Raw genomic sequence first — 15,938 nt, 5'->3', positions numbered from 1 at the left:
GGTGCTTTTTTTTATATTTTTACAAATTTAGTGTTTCACAGTTTTTTTAATGATTTTTGTTTGGTAAAATGCAAAATAGAACTTTAGATTACGTTAGACAAACAGGAGGAATTATTTGTGGCAAAGAAACGCCGCCCAAAAACGCGGCACTCAAAAAAGCTGTTTCAACATCGCTGGCTGATTGGCATTTTAACGGTCATTGTGCTCTTTTTGGGGGTCTACGTTGGTCATCACTTCTACCAACGCTACGAACAGCAGCAGATTATCGAACGTCAACAGAATGCCAAACGTCTGTTTATCAAGCAGGTTGCTCCTGAAGCGCAGGCTATGCAAAAGAAATACAACGTTCCAGCTTCGATTACCATTGCCCAGGCAATCTTGGAATCTGATTGGGGCAGCAGCAAGTTGGCGGCTAAATACCACAACCTGTTTGGAATCAAGGGGACTGGCACAAACTCCCAGGTGCTGACGACTAAAGAATACGTAAATGGTAAATGGATCACGACTAAAGGCCGGTTTAAGGTTTATTCCAGCTGGAGTGAGTCAATCAAGGATCACACCAAGCTGATGATCAATGGGACGGACTATAATAGTCAAAACTATCAAGCCGTTACCCAAGCTTCTGACTACAAGGAGGCTGCTAAGGCGCTTCAAGAGGCCCATTATGCAACTGATCCGGATTACGCCCAAAAATTAATTTCAGTAATTCAGACCTATAAGTTGTACAATTATGATAAATAAGCCGCTAAGGAGGACTCCATGAAAGAACTGCAGGAAAAGATTAAAGAGTATGGTACGGTTTTGCCTGGCAATGTTTTAAAGGTTGATGCCTTTTTAAATCATCAGGTTGATCCAGTCTTAATGAAACGCATGGGTGAAGAATTTGCCAAGCTTTATAAGGATGCGGGTGTTACCAAGATTTGGACGGTTGAGTCTTCTGGAATTGCACCAGCCGTAATGACGGGACTGGCAATGAACGTTCCGGTAATTTTTGCCCGCAAGCACAAAAGTCTGACTTTAAAAGATGACCTGTATACGGCCAGCGTTTATTCATATACTAAAGAAACGACCAATCAGATCTCAATCTCTAAAAAATACGTCAGCCCAACTGACAAGGTTTTGCTGATCGATGACTTTTTGGCAAATGGTCAAGCACTGGAAGGAATGCTCCAGATTGCTCAGGCAGCAGGTGTTGAAGTTGCCGGTGCCGGTATCGTGATTGAAAAGACGTTCCAAAAAGGCGGTCAGAAGTTGCGACAACAGGGTCTGCGCATCGAATCATTGGCTAAGATCAGTTCATTGGCCAATGGCAAAGCTGAATTTGAAGATTAACTGCTAATGGAGGTGGGCTAATGAGCAGCAGTACAAATGTATTATATCCAGGAGCAACGCTGGGCATTATTGGCTTGGACCGTAACGGCAGCACCCTAATTACTGCTGCCAAACGAGCCGGTTTTAACGTTGGCGTTTATGTCGACCATGCACAGCCCAGTTTGACTAAACAAGCCGATTTTACGATCAGTGGTGCTTATAATAATCAAGAAAAACTGACGATGTTTGCTCAGACGTGTGATGCCATTATCTATGCCAACGACTTGATCGATTCTAGCGTCTTGCGCTATCTAAGTCGCGACTCCTATCTTCCTCAAGGAGTCAACGCGTTGGAAATCGTTCAGGATCGTTTGATGGAGCGGGCATTTCTGGACCAGATCAACGTCAACGTAGCACCATATGTTACGGTAATCAGCTTGGATGACGTCTACCAGTCAATCGACTCAATCGGCTATCCGGCAATCTTAAAGCCGATTCAAAGAGGGATTGGCGAGCAATCGATGAGAATCGTCAAACAGTCTGATATTACGCGAGCAGCTGATTTTATCAATGCGGGAACCTATCTTTTGGAATCTTGGATTGATCACACTGCTGAATATACGATGCTGGCAGCTACCGACGGCGAAAAAGTTCAGGTATTTCCCGCCATTGAACTAATGCTGGCTACTGATGAAAAGCTGCTGGGAGTCAAAACACCAGCCAATCTAAACGCGGATATTTCCCAGGAAATGGAGCGGATCGTAACCAGTGTAGCTGAAAATCTGCAGTATCGCGGCGTCTTTCGTGTCGACTTCTATGTAACGGCAACCGGTAATCTGTATGTCCATGGAATTGAGCCGGGCCTGTCGACTTATGGCAGCGTTTTTGACTATGCCACTAATGTTTCGCAAACTGAGCAGCTTTTACGGGCAATTGCCGGAATGCCGCTTTTTGAGGTTCAGACGCTGCAGCCAACCGTCATGATGTTGGCGCGGGTAGCACAACGAGCAGCTTTGCAGCGGCAATGGCTGTTAAAAGACAACTGGCACTATCGCTTCTTTACCGAAGTGCGGGAAGATCCTCAAGCAGTAGCTGGATTCGTCTGGGCGGTTGGCAAGTCCAGCCTGGAAGAACTCCAGCATCAAATCGAGGACACCGAGGTTTGGAATGAAAAAGCATCAACTGATTCAACCCCGGCTCCTGATCAGCAATAACTTTTATGCGAGCAGCGCTGAGCAATCGTTGCTCGTTTTTTAATGAGCCGCGAGAATTTGCTATAATGAAGTCTATGATAATTTTAAGAGAGGATGGAACTACGGCGTGACAAGTCAATTACTGCAAGGAATGAATGATAAGCAGGCAGAAGCCGTTTTAACTACGGAAGGGCCGCTTTTGGTCATGGCCGGAGCCGGTTCAGGTAAAACCCGAGTTCTGACGCATCGAGTAGCCTACTTAATTGAAGAGCAAGGGGTCAACCCTTGGAACATCCTGGCGATTACTTTTACGAACAAGGCCGCCCGTGAAATGCAAGAGCGGGTGGGTAAGCTGTTAGGCGAAAGCGCTCGTGATATCTGGGTTTCGACTTTTCATGCGCTGTGTGTACGGATTCTGCGGCGCGACATTGACAAGCTGGGCTACAATCGGGCTTTTACGATTGCCGATACCAGCGAGCAGCGAACCTTGATGAAACGGATCTGCGGCGAGCTGAACGTTGATACTAAAAAATATGATCCACGGGCAATTCTGAGTGCGATCTCCAACGCCAAAAATGCAATGCAGACGGCAACGGACTATGCAGCGCTCAACAGTCATGCCAATAATCCGCTCAACCAGATTGTGGCCAAGGCTTACGTGCTTTACCAACAGGAACTGGAAAACAGTCAAGCGCTAGATTTTGATGACCTGATCATGAAAACCATTGAGCTGTTTGAAAAGGATCCAGAAACACTGGAATACTATCAAAATAAGTTCCACTATATTCACGTTGATGAATATCAAGATACCAATGACGCGCAGTATCAGCTGGTTACGCTGCTGGCGGCGAAATACAAGAATCTGTGCGTTGTCGGGGATGCCGATCAGTCAATTTATGGCTGGCGGGGCGCGAATATGAACAACATTCTGAATTTTGAGCGCGATTATCCAGAAGCACACACGGTTATGCTGGAGCAGAATTATCGCTCAACACAGACGATTTTAAAAGCGGCCAATGAAGTGATTGCCAATAACCTGGTTCGCAAGGAAAAGAATCTGTGGACGGAAAACGGTACTGGCGACAAGATTTCTTACTATCGTGCCCAAAATGAACATGATGAATCTCAGTTTGTCGTCAGCAAGATTCAAGCTGAGATTAACGAGCACGGCTACCACTACAATGACTTTGCCGTTTTGTACCGGACCAACGCCCAGTCACGGATGATTGAAGAAACGTTTATGAAGTCAACCGTGCCATATACCATGGTTGGTGGACACAAGTTCTATGATCGTAAGGAAATTCGTGATATTCTGGCTTACCTGACCTTGATTGTCAACCCCCGCGATGCCATGAGCTTTGAGCGGGTCGTCAACACGCCGAAACGTGGGATTGGTCCTGGCAGTGTCGACAAGTTGCGGCAGTTTGCTAATGAAAATGGCTGGTCGCTGCTAGAAGCCGCCCAAAACGTTACGCTGGCCAATGCGATCAGTGCACGGATTCGAGCTAAGATTGAAGACTTTGGCCGTTTGATGGCTGATCTGACCAAAGAGGCCGACTATCTGACCATCACCGAGCTGACTGATGAGATTTTGACCAAGAGCGGCTATCTGCAGATGCTGAAAGCCGAAAATGATCTGCAGGCACAAACCCGGCAGGAAAACCTGGAAGAATTTAAATCCGTTACCCAGGAATATGATCAAAAGCATGCCGAAGATGAAGGCGACAATCGGCAAAAGCTCATGAACTTCCTGTCTGATCTGGCACTGGTTTCCGATCAGGATGACGTTGATGAAGAAGCGCCTAAGGTAACCTTAATGACCCTGCATGCTGCCAAGGGCCTGGAATTTCCAGTGATCTTTTTGGTTGGGATGGAAGAAGGCATTTTTCCGCTTTATCGCTCCTTGAGTAATGAAAAGGAATTGGAAGAAGAGCGACGGCTGGCGTATGTCGGCATTACACGGGCCAAGCGCAAGCTGTATCTGACCAATGCCTATTCACGGATGCTCTATGGTCGGGTACAGCGCAATCAGCCTTCGCAGTTCGTCGAAGAAATCAATGATGATCTGATCAAATTTGAAAATGCGGACGGCTCCGGTAAGGCCAAGGCAATGAATACGCCATTTGCCAAAGCTGCCTCTCAGGCCACTACGTTTGCTTCACAAAGACGTGCTCATGGTCTGACCCACTCGGCTAAGCAGGAGAGCACGGGAACTGGTGCTGATAAGCAGGCCTGGAAAGTCGGCGATAAGGTTCAGCATAAGAAGTGGGGGCAAGGCATGGTCGTTTCCGTCAATGGCTCAGGCAACGATATGGAATTGGACATTGCCTTTCCAAATGAGGGCGTCAAACGCTTGTTAGCTCAATTTGCGCCAATTACCAAGGTTAATTAAAAGCGAGGCCCGCGATGACAGAAGAAAAATCAGTCAATGACTTGACGCTCAAGGAAGCCACGGCAGAAATCGGTCCGCTGAAAGCTCAGCTGCTACAGTGGGGCAAGGAATACTATGAACAGGATGCGCCGACCGTTGAAGACTATGTTTATGATCGTAATTATCAGCGGCTGGTTGACATTGAACAGCGTTTTCCTGAATTGGTAACGCCAGATTCGCCAACGCAAAAAGTCGGCGGCGCGGCGGAAACCGTCTTAACCAAAGTTGAACATGATATTCCAATGCTTTCGATGGGGGATGTTTTTTCGGTCGCTGAATTAATGGATTTCAATGCTCGTCAGCAGGATAATCCCAATTTTACCGGAACGACAGAGTATAATCTGGAACTCAAAATCGACGGCCTTTCTTTATCGCTGGTTTATGAAAATGGTCGTCTCGTGCAGGGTTCTACACGAGGTAACGGGATGATTGGCGAGGACGTCACTGAAAACGTCAAGACCATCAAATCAATTCCGCAAAAGCTGGCCGAGCCATTATCGTTGGAATTTAGAGGCGAGTGCTTCATGCCTAAAGCCGCGTTTGCCAAGCTAAACGAAGAACGTGAGGCTAACGGACTGCCAACGTTTGCCAACCCAAGAAACGCGGCGGCCGGTAGTTTGCGGCAGCTGGATGCCAAAGTCACGGCTAAACGAGAATTGGATACTTTTATGTATTACATTCCAGAATATGAAAAGCTGGGCGTTAAGACTCAGGACCAGGCTTTGGACAAAATGCGGCAGTTAGGATTTCATGTCAATGAATTCAATCGCGTCGTGCATAATGAAGCAGAAATCAAAGCCTATATTGATGAATACACGGCCAAGCGTGATGATTTGCCGTATGGAATTGACGGGATCGTCGAAAAGGTGAACGATCTCGCCGTTGAAGAGGCCCTGGGCGCGACCGTCAAAGTACCGCGTTGGGAGATTGCCTATAAATTCCCACCTGAAGAACAGGCTACCGTGGTCAGAGACATTGAATGGACGGTTGGTCGAACCGGCAACGTCACGCCAACAGCAGTAATGGATCCGGTTCAATTGGCCGGGACCACGGTTAGCCGAGCTTCGCTGCATAATCCTGACTATCTAAAAGACAAGGATATTCGTTTGGGCGATACGGTCCTTTTGCATAAGGCCGGTGATATCATTCCCGAGATTTCCCGCGTTATCATAAACAAGCGTCCAGCCGACAGTCAGCCATATAAGATTCCAACGCTTTGTCCGGTCTGCCAAGCTAAGCTGGTTCATTTGGACGATGAGGTCGCGCTGCGCTGTATTAATCCAATGTGTCCGGCCCAGGTAAAAGAGGGATTGGTTCACTTTGCCTCACGCAATGCCATGAACATCGATCATCTGGGACCAAGAGTAATTGAACAGCTTTGGGATCGTCATTTGATTCATGATGTTGCCGATCTGTATCGTTTAACCTATGACCAATTATTAACATTAGATAAATTTGGGCCCAAATCCGCTAACAACCTATTGACATCGATTGCCAACAGTCGCAATAATTCTGTTGAGCGTCTATTGTTTGGCTTGGGCATTCGCCATGTCGGTGCCAAGGCAGCTCGCATTCTGGCCCAGCATTTTGGATCTTTGGCGGCATTAATGACGGCTGATGAGGAAGCGATTGCTGAGATCAACACGATTGGCCCAACGATTGCCGACAGCCTGAAAAATTATTTTGCCAACGAGCAGGTACAGGAATTGATCCAAGAGCTGCAAGCGGCTGGGGTCAATATGGAATACCATGGACCGGCGCCAATTGCTCAAGAAAGCGCGGCTGCTAAAGAATGGCAGGGCAAGCGCGTGGTCTTGACGGGCAAACTCAATGAAATGACGCGCGATCAAGCCAAGCAATGGTTGGAAGAACGCGGTGCCAGCGTGACTGGCAGCGTGTCGAAAAAAACAGATTTGGTCATCGCTGGAGAAAAGGCTGGCTCCAAGCTTACCAAGGCCCAGGATCTGGGAGTCGAGGTCTGGAATGAGAGTCAATTTGCTCAAGCGATGAAGGAGGATTAACGTGAAACTACAGAAGCTAAAAAAGCTGATGCTGACGGCAGTCGTGTTGATGAGCACGGTACTGTTGGCCTCATGCAGCATTGGAAAGAAAACTTCTTCGTCATCCAGCAAGCTTACGACGACGGGGACTGCCAGTGGTCAGTATCAAGGCGTCATTCAAAATGGCCATTACAAGGTCAGCAAGGCGCGTGGTGTCAACATCAACCAAAATGACAACAGCTACAATCTGAAGAGTTTTGAAACCGGCTTGACGGAAGTTTCCAAAAAGGTCTTTTCGACTAAGAGCTATATTTTCCAAGAAGGCCAGTATCTAAGCACGGATACGATTGAAAACTGGCTGGGACGCAAAACCAAGAGTAATCCAACCGGCTTAAACGCCGCTCAGGGTAAAAAGAGCGATCCGAACCCAGAATACGTTCAGCAGATTGAAGAACAAGACTTCATGCAGCAAAACGGCAATTCGCTGACCTTAAAGGGAATTACCATTGGGATTGGGATCAACTCAGTCTACTACTACCAAAAGACGACAAATGGTCCTACCTACCAAAAGAAACTTTCGGATGCCGAGATTCAAAGGCAGGGAAAAATTGCTGCTCAAAAGATCTTAAAGCGGCTGCGCAAAAAGTCCGCGCTTAAAGACGTGCCGATTGTCATTGCGCTGTACAAACAGGCACCCAATGACAGCCTGGTTGGGGGCAGCTTCTTTGCCTATAGTAAAAACAACGGCAATACCATCAAGAGCTGGAAGAAGCTGAACTACTCAACCAAGGTGCTGCCAAAAGCCAGTGACGCAACTTCAACCAACAGCGACAACGAAACTGACAACACCAGCTTCACCAACTTCAAGAGTCAGATTCAAAGCTTCTTCCCAAACCTCAGCGGCGTGACGGCTCAGGCCCAATACCAGAATGGCACGCTTTCGGGGATGCACATTACGGTTACCACGCAGTTCTATAGCCAGTCTGAAGTGCAAAGCTTTACGCAATATATTGCACGCGCGGCCAAGAAGTATCTGCCAAATGGTATTCCAATTGATATTAAGATTCAATCGTCTTCAGAAATGCAGGCGGTCGTCTACCGTGATTCGGGCTCTAATACCTTCCGGACCCACGTCTTCAGCTCATATTAATAAAATTTGAACGTCATCGCGCTTGCGGTGGCGTTTTTGCTAAAAACAGCGGACTTTGTGTGATAAAATAGATGAACGTATGTAATACCTAACTTAAGGAAAAGAGGAGAAAGAATGGCTAGTCAGATCGATCAGCAGCAGGTTAAGCACGTTGCCGAATTGGCCAAACTAGAATTCAATGATGCCGAGCTTGCTAAGTTTACCCCACAACTGGGCAGCATCATCGATATGTTTGAAGAACTGCAGGCGCAGAATACTGATGGCGTGGAACCAATGTATTCGCCAACGGATCGCGTCAATGTTATGCGTGAAGACGTTGCAGTCAAAAGCAACGAGCGAGAAGCCCTGCTTAAAAATGCTCCCGACACGGAAGGCGGCTTGATTAAGGTGCCAGCAATCATGGATGATGAAAGTGAGGACGGCGAATAATGAAGTTCAATGAAACCGACTTGACTCAGCTGCATGAAGACCTGCAGACCAAAAAAATCAGCGCCAAGGAACTGACCAAGGCAGCCTTTGACCGCATCAAGGAAACTGATGATGACGTCAAGGCCTTTATCACGCTGAATGAGGATGAAGCTTTAAAGCGTGCCGAAGCAATCGATAATGAAGGAATCGCGGCAGACAAGCTGCTAGCTGGGGTGCCACTGGCAGTCAAGGACAATATCGTAACTAAGGGTCTGAAGACGACGGCGGCTTCCAAGATGCTGGAAAACTTTACGCCAATCTATGATGCCACGGTTATTGAAAAGCTGAATGCCCAAGACTTTATCAATGTTGGGAAGACCAACCTGGATGAGTTTGCCATGGGGGGCTCAACGGAAAACTCAGCCTTCTTTACGACCCACAACCCTTGGGATCTGACGCGGGTTCCCGGTGGTTCTTCGGGTGGTTCGGCTGCTGCCGTTGCGGCCGGCGATGTCATTGGTGCTTTGGGAACTGATACGGGTGGCTCGATTCGAATGCCATCATCATACAACAACGTGGTCGGCTTAAAGCCAACTTACGGCCGGGTCTCACGCTGGGGGGCAATCGCGTTTGGCTCCAGCTTTGATCAGATTGGCTGGATCACCAACAGCGTTAAGAACAACGCGCTGCTGACGGAAATCATCAGTGGTCAAGATGATCACGACATGACTTCTTCAGATCGACAGGTACCAAACTGGGCTGCCAGCCTGAATGAAAACACGAATGTCAAGGGCCTCAAGATTGCCGTGCCAAAGGAATACTTGGACGAAGGAATTCAGCCAGGCGTGCGGGCCGTCATCAACAAGGCCTTAAAGCACTTTGAAGAGCTAGGGGCCATCATTGATACGGATGTTTCGATGCCGCATACCAAATACGGCGTGCCAGCCTACTACATCCTGGCCTCATCAGAAGCTTCATCCAACCTGCAGCGTTATGACGGAATTCGCTATGGCTTCCGGGCACCAGATGCTAAGACGCTGGAAGAAGTCTATGTCAAGTCGCGGACGCAGGGCTTTGGCGATGAAGTCAAGCGCCGGATCATGCTGGGAACGTTCTCGCTTTCGGCTGGTTTCTACGATGCCTACTTCAACAAGGCTGCTAAGATTCGGACGTTGATTGCGCAAGACTTTGCCAATGTTTTGAAGGACCATGATCTGATCATGGGACCAACTGGCGCAAACCCAGCCTTTGAGATTGGCTCTGAGATTGCTGATCCAAAGACGATGTACATGAATGATATCCTGACCGTTCCCGTCAATATGGCTGGCTTACCGGCAATGTCTTTGCCAGCCGGCTTTGACAATGGTCTGCCAGTTGGTCTGCACATTATCGGCAAGGCCTTTGATGAACAAACGATCTACAATGCCGGTTATGTCTTTGAACAGACGACCGACTTCCACAAACAAACGCCAAAGTTAGGGGGTCAAGACTAAGATGAACTTTGAAACGACCATTGGGCTTGAAGTCCACGTGGAATTGAAGACCCACTCTAAAATCTACAGTCCAACGCCAGTAGAATTTGGTGACGAGCCCAACGCCAATACCAACGTTATCGACTGGGCCTACCCTGGTACGCTGCCAACGCTGAACAAAGGCGTCGTGCGGGATGGAATCATGGCTGGCTTGGCACTGCACGCCCAAATCTCAAAGCACATGCACTTTGACCGGAAGAACTATTTCTATCCTGACAACCCTAAAGCCTATCAGGTAACCCAATCCGAGACGCCAATCGCACATGATGGCTGGATTGAAATTGAAGTTGATGGCAAGAAGAAGAAAATCGGGATCAAGGAAATGCACATTGAAGAAGATGCCGGTAAAAACACCCACACGAGCAACTACTCTTACGTGGACTTGAACCGGCAAGGCACGCCTTTGATCGAAATCGTCTCCAAGCCAGACATTGCTTCGCCAGAAGAAGCCGTGGCCTACCTGGAAGCTTTGCGGCAACGGATTCAATTTACTGGGATTTCGGACGTTAAGATGGAAGAAGGTTCGATGCGGGTCGACACCAACATCTCGATTCGTCCAATCGGTTCTGATAAGTTTGGTACCAAGACCGAAATGAAGAACATCAACAGTTTCAATTTCGTCAAGAAGGCGCTGAATTTTGAGCAGCAGCGGCATGAAAAGGTCATTATGGCGGGCGGCACGATTGCTCAAGAAACGCGGCGTTTTGATGAGGCAACCGGCGAAACGATCTCAATGCGAACCAAGGAAGGCAGCGACGACTATCGTTACTTCCCAGAACCTGATATTCCACCTCTGGAAGTCAGCGATGAATGGATCCAAGAAATTCAGGATGCCATGCCAGAAATGCCTGGTGAACGGCGCGCTCGCTACACCAACGATCTGGGCTTGAGTGATTACGACGCCATGGTATTGACGCAGACCAAGGAAATGTCTGACTTCTTTGAGGCTACGATTGCTTTGGGTGCTGATCCAAAGAAGGCTGCCAACTATCTGATGAACGATGTCAACAGCTACTTAAACGACAAGCAGGTTGATCTGCAGGATACCAAGCTGACGCCGGCCAACCTGGCGGGGATGATCAAGCTGATCGATGACGGTACGATTTCTTCTAAGATGGCCAAGAAGGTCTTCAAGGGAATTCTGGATGGTCAAGAACCAGCTGCCTACGCGGAAAAGAATGGCTTGGTACAGCTTTCTGACCCAGCCAAGCTGCAGCCGATCGTTGATGAAGTCTTGGCCAACAACCAACAGTCGATCGAAGACTACAAGAATGGTAAGGATCGGGCTGTCGGCTTCTTAGTTGGTCAGATTATGAAGCAGACGCGTGGTAAGGCCAACCCAGGCGTGGTCAACAAGCTGTTGATGAAGGCACTGAACGAAAAGTAAACTGATTTGATGGCGGAGGAAACTATGCGAAAACGAGCACGGATTATCTATAACCCGACGTCGGGACGTGAAGCCATGCGCAACGATCTGGTCGACATTTTGGCAGTCTATGAAAAGGCTGGCTATGAAACCAGCGCGTTTGCCACGACGCCGGCGCCTAATTCGGCTAAGAACGAAGCAACGCGCGCGGCTAAGGAAGGCTTTGACCTGATTGTAGCCGCGGGTGGCGATGGGACGTTAAGCGAGGTCGTCAACGGAATTGCCGGACTTGAGCATCGGCCTGCCTTGGCAATTATTCCGGCGGGGACGACCAACGACTACGCGCGTGCCCTGCGGATTCCGCGTGATGATCCGATCGCAGCGGCCAAGCTGATCTTGCGCAAAAACAAGAAGTTCAAGATCGATATTGGTCAGGCTGGCGACAACTACTTTATGAATATCGCGGCCGGGGGGACCTTGACGGAACTGACCTACGAGGTGCCTTCGCAGATGAAGTCACTGTTTGGCTATTTGGCATATCTGGCAAAGGGAGCGGAACTGTTGCCAAGAATCAAGCCGGTTGAAATGGACATCAAGTACGATGGTCATGAATACCGTGGTCAAGCTTCCACGATTCTGATCGCGCTGACCAATTCGGTGGGCGGCTTTGAGCAGATCGTGCCGGATGCCGCGCTTGATGATGGCAAGTTTACGATGATTATTGTTAAGGAAAGCAACCTGATTGGCATGATGCGCTTAATGGCTAAGGCACTGCAAGGCAAGCATATTGGCGATCCTGGCATTATTTATGCCAAGGCCAGCGAGATCGACGTAACGCCCGTCAATTCAGAAGATCGCGTGATGATCAATCTGGATGGCGAGTATGGTGGCGACGCGCCGATGCATTTCCGCAACCTCAAGCAGCATTTGGAAGTAGTTGCCAACCTTGATGAGATTCCAGATGATGCAATTACCGTATCACCAGATATGAAACGCGTGGAAGATGACTTTGTGCGTGAAGTCGACAATATTCACGATGATGAAGCATCACAAAAATAATTGAAACCAAGCAGGGGCTGCGGGCAATCTTGTCAGCAGTCCCTGTGTTTGCTAAAGGAGGAAAACATGGCAAAAATCAATGTACCGGTTCATAAAGGCGAGATTCTAACGGCAACGGTAGCTGATCTGACCTATGAAGGCAATGGCGTCATCAAGGTTGACAATTATCCGGTTTTCGTGCCGTACGTTTTGCCAGGCGAGCAGGCCGAAATCAAGATTACCAAGGTGACGGCCAAATTTGCCTGGGGAGAGCTGCAGCAGTTGTTGACCAAGAGTCCGGATCGGGTTGAGATCAATGATGCCCGTTATTTGAAAACTGGCATCGCTCCCTTGGGAATTCTTAGCTATCCAGCACAGCTGAAATTCAAGCAGCATCAGATTCAAGAACTACTTAAAAAAGCTCATTTGGATGAATTGAAAGTTGCGCCAACGATGGGGATGGATCACCCATACCAGTACCGCAATAAGGCTCAGGTACCAGTTAAGTACATGAAAGGTCAGCTGCAGACTGGCTTTTATAAACGAGGCAGTCATGATTTGGTACCAATTGAAGATTTCTACATTCAAGATCCTAAAATCGATCAGGCGATTCTGATCGTCCGCGATCTGCTGCGGAAATACAACATTCGTGCCTATGATGAAAGAACTGGCCGTGGCTGCATTCGAACGGTGATGGTCCGGCGCGGCTACTACAGTCATGAGATCATGGTGGTGCTGGTTACCAATACCAAACAGCTGCCGCATGCCGAAGAAATCGCAGCCGGGATCGTCAGCGGGGTGCCAGAGATTAAGAGCATCGTGCAAAACGTCAATACCAAGCGGACGAACAAACTTTTAGGCTTGGAAAATCATACGCTTTGGGGCAGCGATACGATTCATGATCAGCTTTTAGGCATTGACTTTACGATTTCGCCGCTGTCGTTTTACCAGGTTAATCCGCAACAGACCGAAAAGCTTTATCAAACGGCAATTGCAGCAGCTGGACTGGATGGTACGCAGACCGTGATTGACGCCTATTGTGGCATTGGCACGATTTCTTTGGCGGTGGCCAAGCATGCTAAAAAGGTCTACGGGGTTGAAATTGTCCCAGCTGCCATTGAAGATGCCAAGCAAAATGCCAAGGTCAACCAGATCGAGAATGCCGAATTCGTTGTAGGCAAGGCCGAAGAACAGATGGCAAAATGGCAAAAAGAAGGGTTGAAGCCCGATGTCTTGATCGTTGACCCGCCGCGTAAAGGTCTTGATGAAACCTTGATTGATGCTGCCGGCAAGATGGCGCCAGCTAAGATTATCTATGTCAGCTGCAATCCAGCCACCTTGGTCCGTGACCTGCAGCGCTTTGCTTCTGTTGGCTATCGTGTCGTCCAGCCAATCCAGCCAGTTGATCAGTTTCCTCAGACCCCGCATGTTGAGAGCGTTACTTTGCTTGAACGCGATTAACAAGAGCGTGAAAGCTTAGAAACGCTCCATGCGATAGCATTCGAAGAGCAAGGAGCTATGCGACGAAGCGATTCGTAAATGCGAACCGCAGAGAGTGTCGTTGTAATGGAACGAGCGTAGCGAAGTTCAATTACTTACGAATGACTCATGCGATAGTTGTCCGTGACTGGCGAGTGCATGGCACGAAGACAGAGCGGAAACAACGAACCGCAGAGAGCGAAGCAGTACTGTCGAGGGGCTGAAAGCGACGAATGATTGACTAGTGTGGCGAACCGCTGAGATTGTAGCGGTGCTGGAACGCACAGAAAAATAGTCTAGGAACGCGAGTATAATGGCATTCTTGATAGATGAAAAGTGTACTAATTCCTCTGTTGATGATTGGAATTAGTACACTTTTTGCTTTTTGGATTCGAGGCTTGGGTGGATAACATGCTGGATTTTCGGGTTGTGTAGACCAGTGTTCGTTTTAGGGAGTTGAGTAGATTAGGACACTGCCACGTTGTCATATTTTGTTACCATTATTGAGCAGAATTGTACACTCAACTATAATTTAGGAAAAGATAGTTGTAAGGATGGAAAATCATAAAATGGCAAATCGTCAAATTGAGATTGAAAATAAAGCAATGAAAGAAATCTTAATTGCTATGCATAACCTTGGTGGACAGGTTACTAGAAAACAAGTGCTGCGGGAACTTCATGATAATTCAAAGGCATTCAGCGAGAAAGAAATTGATGAAGTTCGAATCTCCAAAAAGAGTGGTAAAGAATATCACCCTTTCAATTGGAAGTTTAACTTTGCAGTGAAACATCTAATTCTTGCTGGGTTTATTGAGACTGACAATGGACACGACTTAGAGCTTTCCAAGAAGGGGCGCACTATTGATATTGATGATTTTGACGCTGATAGGGATGTTAGGTCAATTTCTGAAAGTAAAATGCCCCACCGGAAGACAACTCGAGTTAAGTTTAATTCCGTTCCCGACAGCACCAACTCTAATCAAGATAATTCGGAAGACCTAGAAGAACCTTGGCGTCAACAACTGCTAGATACGTTAATCAAGATGAGTCCTAAAAAATTTGAGCTCTTTTGTCGTGGCCTGCTGACTAAAATGGGGATTGACGTCGATGATGAGATTGGGGTTCAATATGTCGCTGATGGTGGGTTAGATGGCTTTGGGTATGTTCGTTCTGATGACTATCGGACTACAAGAGTAGCGTTGCAAGCAAAACGTTGGCAGGGAAAGGTTTCAGCACCAGAGATCGACAAATTTCGTGGTGCCATGGATAAATTTAATGCTGAGTTTGGGATTTTCATCACCAATTCGGACTTTACAAGAGATGCTGTTAAGACAGCGCGACAAGGAACCCGGATTATCACGTTGATTAATGGTGATCAGATTTGTGATCTAGTAGCCAAGTATAATTACTATGTTGAGCCAATAACTACCTATCGCTTGAAGAGCTTTTATTTGGACGAGGATTGATTTAGAAGGGAATGATTAAATGTCTTTAATCTCGGATTCCATAATCGTTGCTGAAAAAGTACAATCAATTGCCAAAAAATATAAGGATAAGGAATTGAATGATGAGATAATACTGCTTCAACAAAAACTCAGTTTACTTAGTAATGAAAATATTAAGCTAAGGGAAGAAATAGCTGAAATAAGATCAGATGTTCTTAGTAATAAGAATGTGTATATGGATGACAACGGTTTTCTTAGAAGAAAAAACGATGAAAAAAAGTATTGCCCAAAATGTTGGAACAAGGATAGAAGGTTATCTATAATGCCAAACCATGGTGTGAAAGAATTTGATGGTATTAATGAGTATACATTTGAGTGTTCGGCCTGCGGTTTCATGGTCTACAGCAAAGATAACTTTGATAAAAAATAGCACCCAGCCAAAATAGCTGAGTGCCGTAATAGTCAACTTATATCTCAATCCTAATCACTTCACCATCCTTAAACGTGAACTACCTGAAGCGTTTGGGATGGTGATTTTTTCTAATCAATTAAATTGGTATTTTAGTGATTTTTATAAAATCATAT

At 47.2% G+C, this 15,938-nt stretch carries 13 protein-coding genes; all 13 read left to right on the top strand.

Annotated elements, in window-relative coordinates:
- The first annotated feature begins 117 nt into the window (after window positions 1-117).
- The 13 genes from ACLUWI_RS00065 to ACLUWI_RS00005 all read left to right on the top strand — a co-directional run bounded on the left by ACLUWI_RS00065 (window position 118) and on the right by ACLUWI_RS00005 (window position 15,783).
- Window positions 118-741: a glycoside hydrolase family 73 protein gene (locus ACLUWI_RS00065; protein WP_412145657.1), complete on the top strand. Its 624-nt coding sequence runs from the start codon at window positions 118-120 to the stop codon at window positions 739-741.
- Window positions 742-759: 18 nt separating this feature from the next.
- Window positions 760-1,332 carry a xanthine phosphoribosyltransferase gene (locus ACLUWI_RS00060; protein WP_412145656.1) on the top strand — a complete coding sequence of 191 codons (573 nt, stop codon included), beginning with the start codon at window positions 760-762 and terminating at the stop codon, window positions 1,330-1,332.
- Window positions 1,333-1,352: 20 nt separating this feature from the next.
- Window positions 1,353-2,525 carry an ATP-grasp domain-containing protein gene (locus ACLUWI_RS00055; RefSeq protein ID WP_412145655.1) on the top strand — a complete coding sequence of 391 codons (1,173 nt, stop codon included), beginning with the start codon at window positions 1,353-1,355 and terminating at the stop codon, window positions 2,523-2,525.
- Window positions 2,526-2,655: 130 nt separating this feature from the next.
- Window positions 2,656-4,896 carry a DNA helicase PcrA gene (gene pcrA / locus ACLUWI_RS00050; RefSeq protein WP_412145771.1) on the top strand — a complete coding sequence of 747 codons (2,241 nt, stop codon included), beginning with the start codon at window positions 2,656-2,658 and terminating at the stop codon, window positions 4,894-4,896.
- Between the two features lie 14 nt (window positions 4,897-4,910).
- Window positions 4,911-6,956, top strand: coding sequence for an NAD-dependent DNA ligase LigA (ligA, locus tag ACLUWI_RS00045; RefSeq protein WP_412145654.1), 2,046 nt, complete (start codon window positions 4,911-4,913; stop codon window positions 6,954-6,956).
- 28 nt (window positions 6,957-6,984) lie between these two features.
- A complete protein-coding gene (locus ACLUWI_RS00040) occupies window positions 6,985-8,085 on the top strand; it encodes a CamS family sex pheromone protein (RefSeq protein WP_412145770.1) in 1,101 nt (366 codons plus the stop codon).
- Between the two features lie 114 nt (window positions 8,086-8,199).
- The gene (gene gatC, locus ACLUWI_RS00035; protein WP_006500583.1) at window positions 8,200-8,514 is read left to right on the top strand and encodes an Asp-tRNA(Asn)/Glu-tRNA(Gln) amidotransferase subunit GatC; all 315 of its coding nucleotides are present in this window, start codon (window positions 8,200-8,202) and stop codon (window positions 8,512-8,514) included.
- The gene (gene gatA, locus ACLUWI_RS00030) at window positions 8,514-9,986 is read left to right on the top strand and encodes an Asp-tRNA(Asn)/Glu-tRNA(Gln) amidotransferase subunit GatA (RefSeq protein ID WP_412145653.1); all 1,473 of its coding nucleotides are present in this window, start codon (window positions 8,514-8,516) and stop codon (window positions 9,984-9,986) included. Before gatC ends, gatA begins: the two co-directional genes overlap by 1 nt.
- 1 nt (window position 9,987) lies before the next feature.
- Window positions 9,988-11,412, top strand: coding sequence for an Asp-tRNA(Asn)/Glu-tRNA(Gln) amidotransferase subunit GatB (gene gatB / locus ACLUWI_RS00025; RefSeq protein ID WP_412145652.1), 1,425 nt, complete (start codon window positions 9,988-9,990; stop codon window positions 11,410-11,412).
- A 24-nt stretch (window positions 11,413-11,436) separates the two neighbouring features.
- Window positions 11,437-12,450, top strand: coding sequence for a diacylglycerol kinase (locus tag ACLUWI_RS00020; protein ID WP_412145651.1), 1,014 nt, complete (start codon window positions 11,437-11,439; stop codon window positions 12,448-12,450).
- A gap of 66 nt (window positions 12,451-12,516) precedes the next feature.
- Window positions 12,517-13,890: a 23S rRNA (uracil(1939)-C(5))-methyltransferase RlmD gene (rlmD, locus tag ACLUWI_RS00015; RefSeq protein WP_412145650.1), complete on the top strand. Its 1,374-nt coding sequence runs from the start codon at window positions 12,517-12,519 to the stop codon at window positions 13,888-13,890.
- A gap of 587 nt (window positions 13,891-14,477) precedes the next feature.
- A complete protein-coding gene (locus ACLUWI_RS00010; protein ID WP_412145649.1) occupies window positions 14,478-15,374 on the top strand; it encodes a restriction endonuclease in 897 nt (298 codons plus the stop codon).
- Window positions 15,375-15,393: 19 nt separating this feature from the next.
- Window positions 15,394-15,783: a hypothetical protein gene (locus ACLUWI_RS00005; protein WP_412145648.1), complete on the top strand. Its 390-nt coding sequence runs from the start codon at window positions 15,394-15,396 to the stop codon at window positions 15,781-15,783.
- The last annotated feature ends 155 nt before the right edge of the window (window positions 15,784-15,938 follow it).

Source organism: Limosilactobacillus mucosae (genome assembly GCF_046939755.1).
GTDB lineage: Bacteria > Bacillota > Bacilli > Lactobacillales > Lactobacillaceae > Limosilactobacillus > Limosilactobacillus mucosae_A.
This window is presented reverse-complemented; position numbering and strand designations above follow the sequence as displayed.

Bases quoted from the DNA above. Each gene is read 5' to 3' on its own strand.
- ACLUWI_RS00060 (WP_412145656.1), top strand. From the start codon at position 760: ATGAAAGAACTGCAGGAAAAGATTAAAGAGTATGGTACGGTTTTGCCT.
- ACLUWI_RS00055 (WP_412145655.1), top strand. From the start codon at position 1,353: ATGAGCAGCAGTACAAATGTATTATATCCAGGAGCAACGCTGGGCATT.
- pcrA (WP_412145771.1), top strand. From the start codon at position 2,656: ATGAATGATAAGCAGGCAGAAGCCGTTTTAACTACGGAAGGGCCGCTT.
- ligA (WP_412145654.1), top strand. From the start codon at position 4,911: ATGACAGAAGAAAAATCAGTCAATGACTTGACGCTCAAGGAAGCCACG.
- ACLUWI_RS00040 (WP_412145770.1), top strand. From the start codon at position 6,985: ATGCTGACGGCAGTCGTGTTGATGAGCACGGTACTGTTGGCCTCATGC.
- gatC (WP_006500583.1), top strand. From the start codon at position 8,200: ATGGCTAGTCAGATCGATCAGCAGCAGGTTAAGCACGTTGCCGAATTG.
- gatA (WP_412145653.1), top strand. From the start codon at position 8,514: ATGAAGTTCAATGAAACCGACTTGACTCAGCTGCATGAAGACCTGCAG.
- gatB (WP_412145652.1), top strand. From the start codon at position 9,988: ATGAACTTTGAAACGACCATTGGGCTTGAAGTCCACGTGGAATTGAAG.
- ACLUWI_RS00020 (WP_412145651.1), top strand. From the start codon at position 11,437: ATGCGAAAACGAGCACGGATTATCTATAACCCGACGTCGGGACGTGAA.
- rlmD (WP_412145650.1), top strand. From the start codon at position 12,517: ATGGCAAAAATCAATGTACCGGTTCATAAAGGCGAGATTCTAACGGCA.
- ACLUWI_RS00010 (WP_412145649.1), top strand. From the start codon at position 14,478: ATGGCAAATCGTCAAATTGAGATTGAAAATAAAGCAATGAAAGAAATC.
- ACLUWI_RS00005 (WP_412145648.1), top strand. From the start codon at position 15,394: ATGTCTTTAATCTCGGATTCCATAATCGTTGCTGAAAAAGTACAATCA.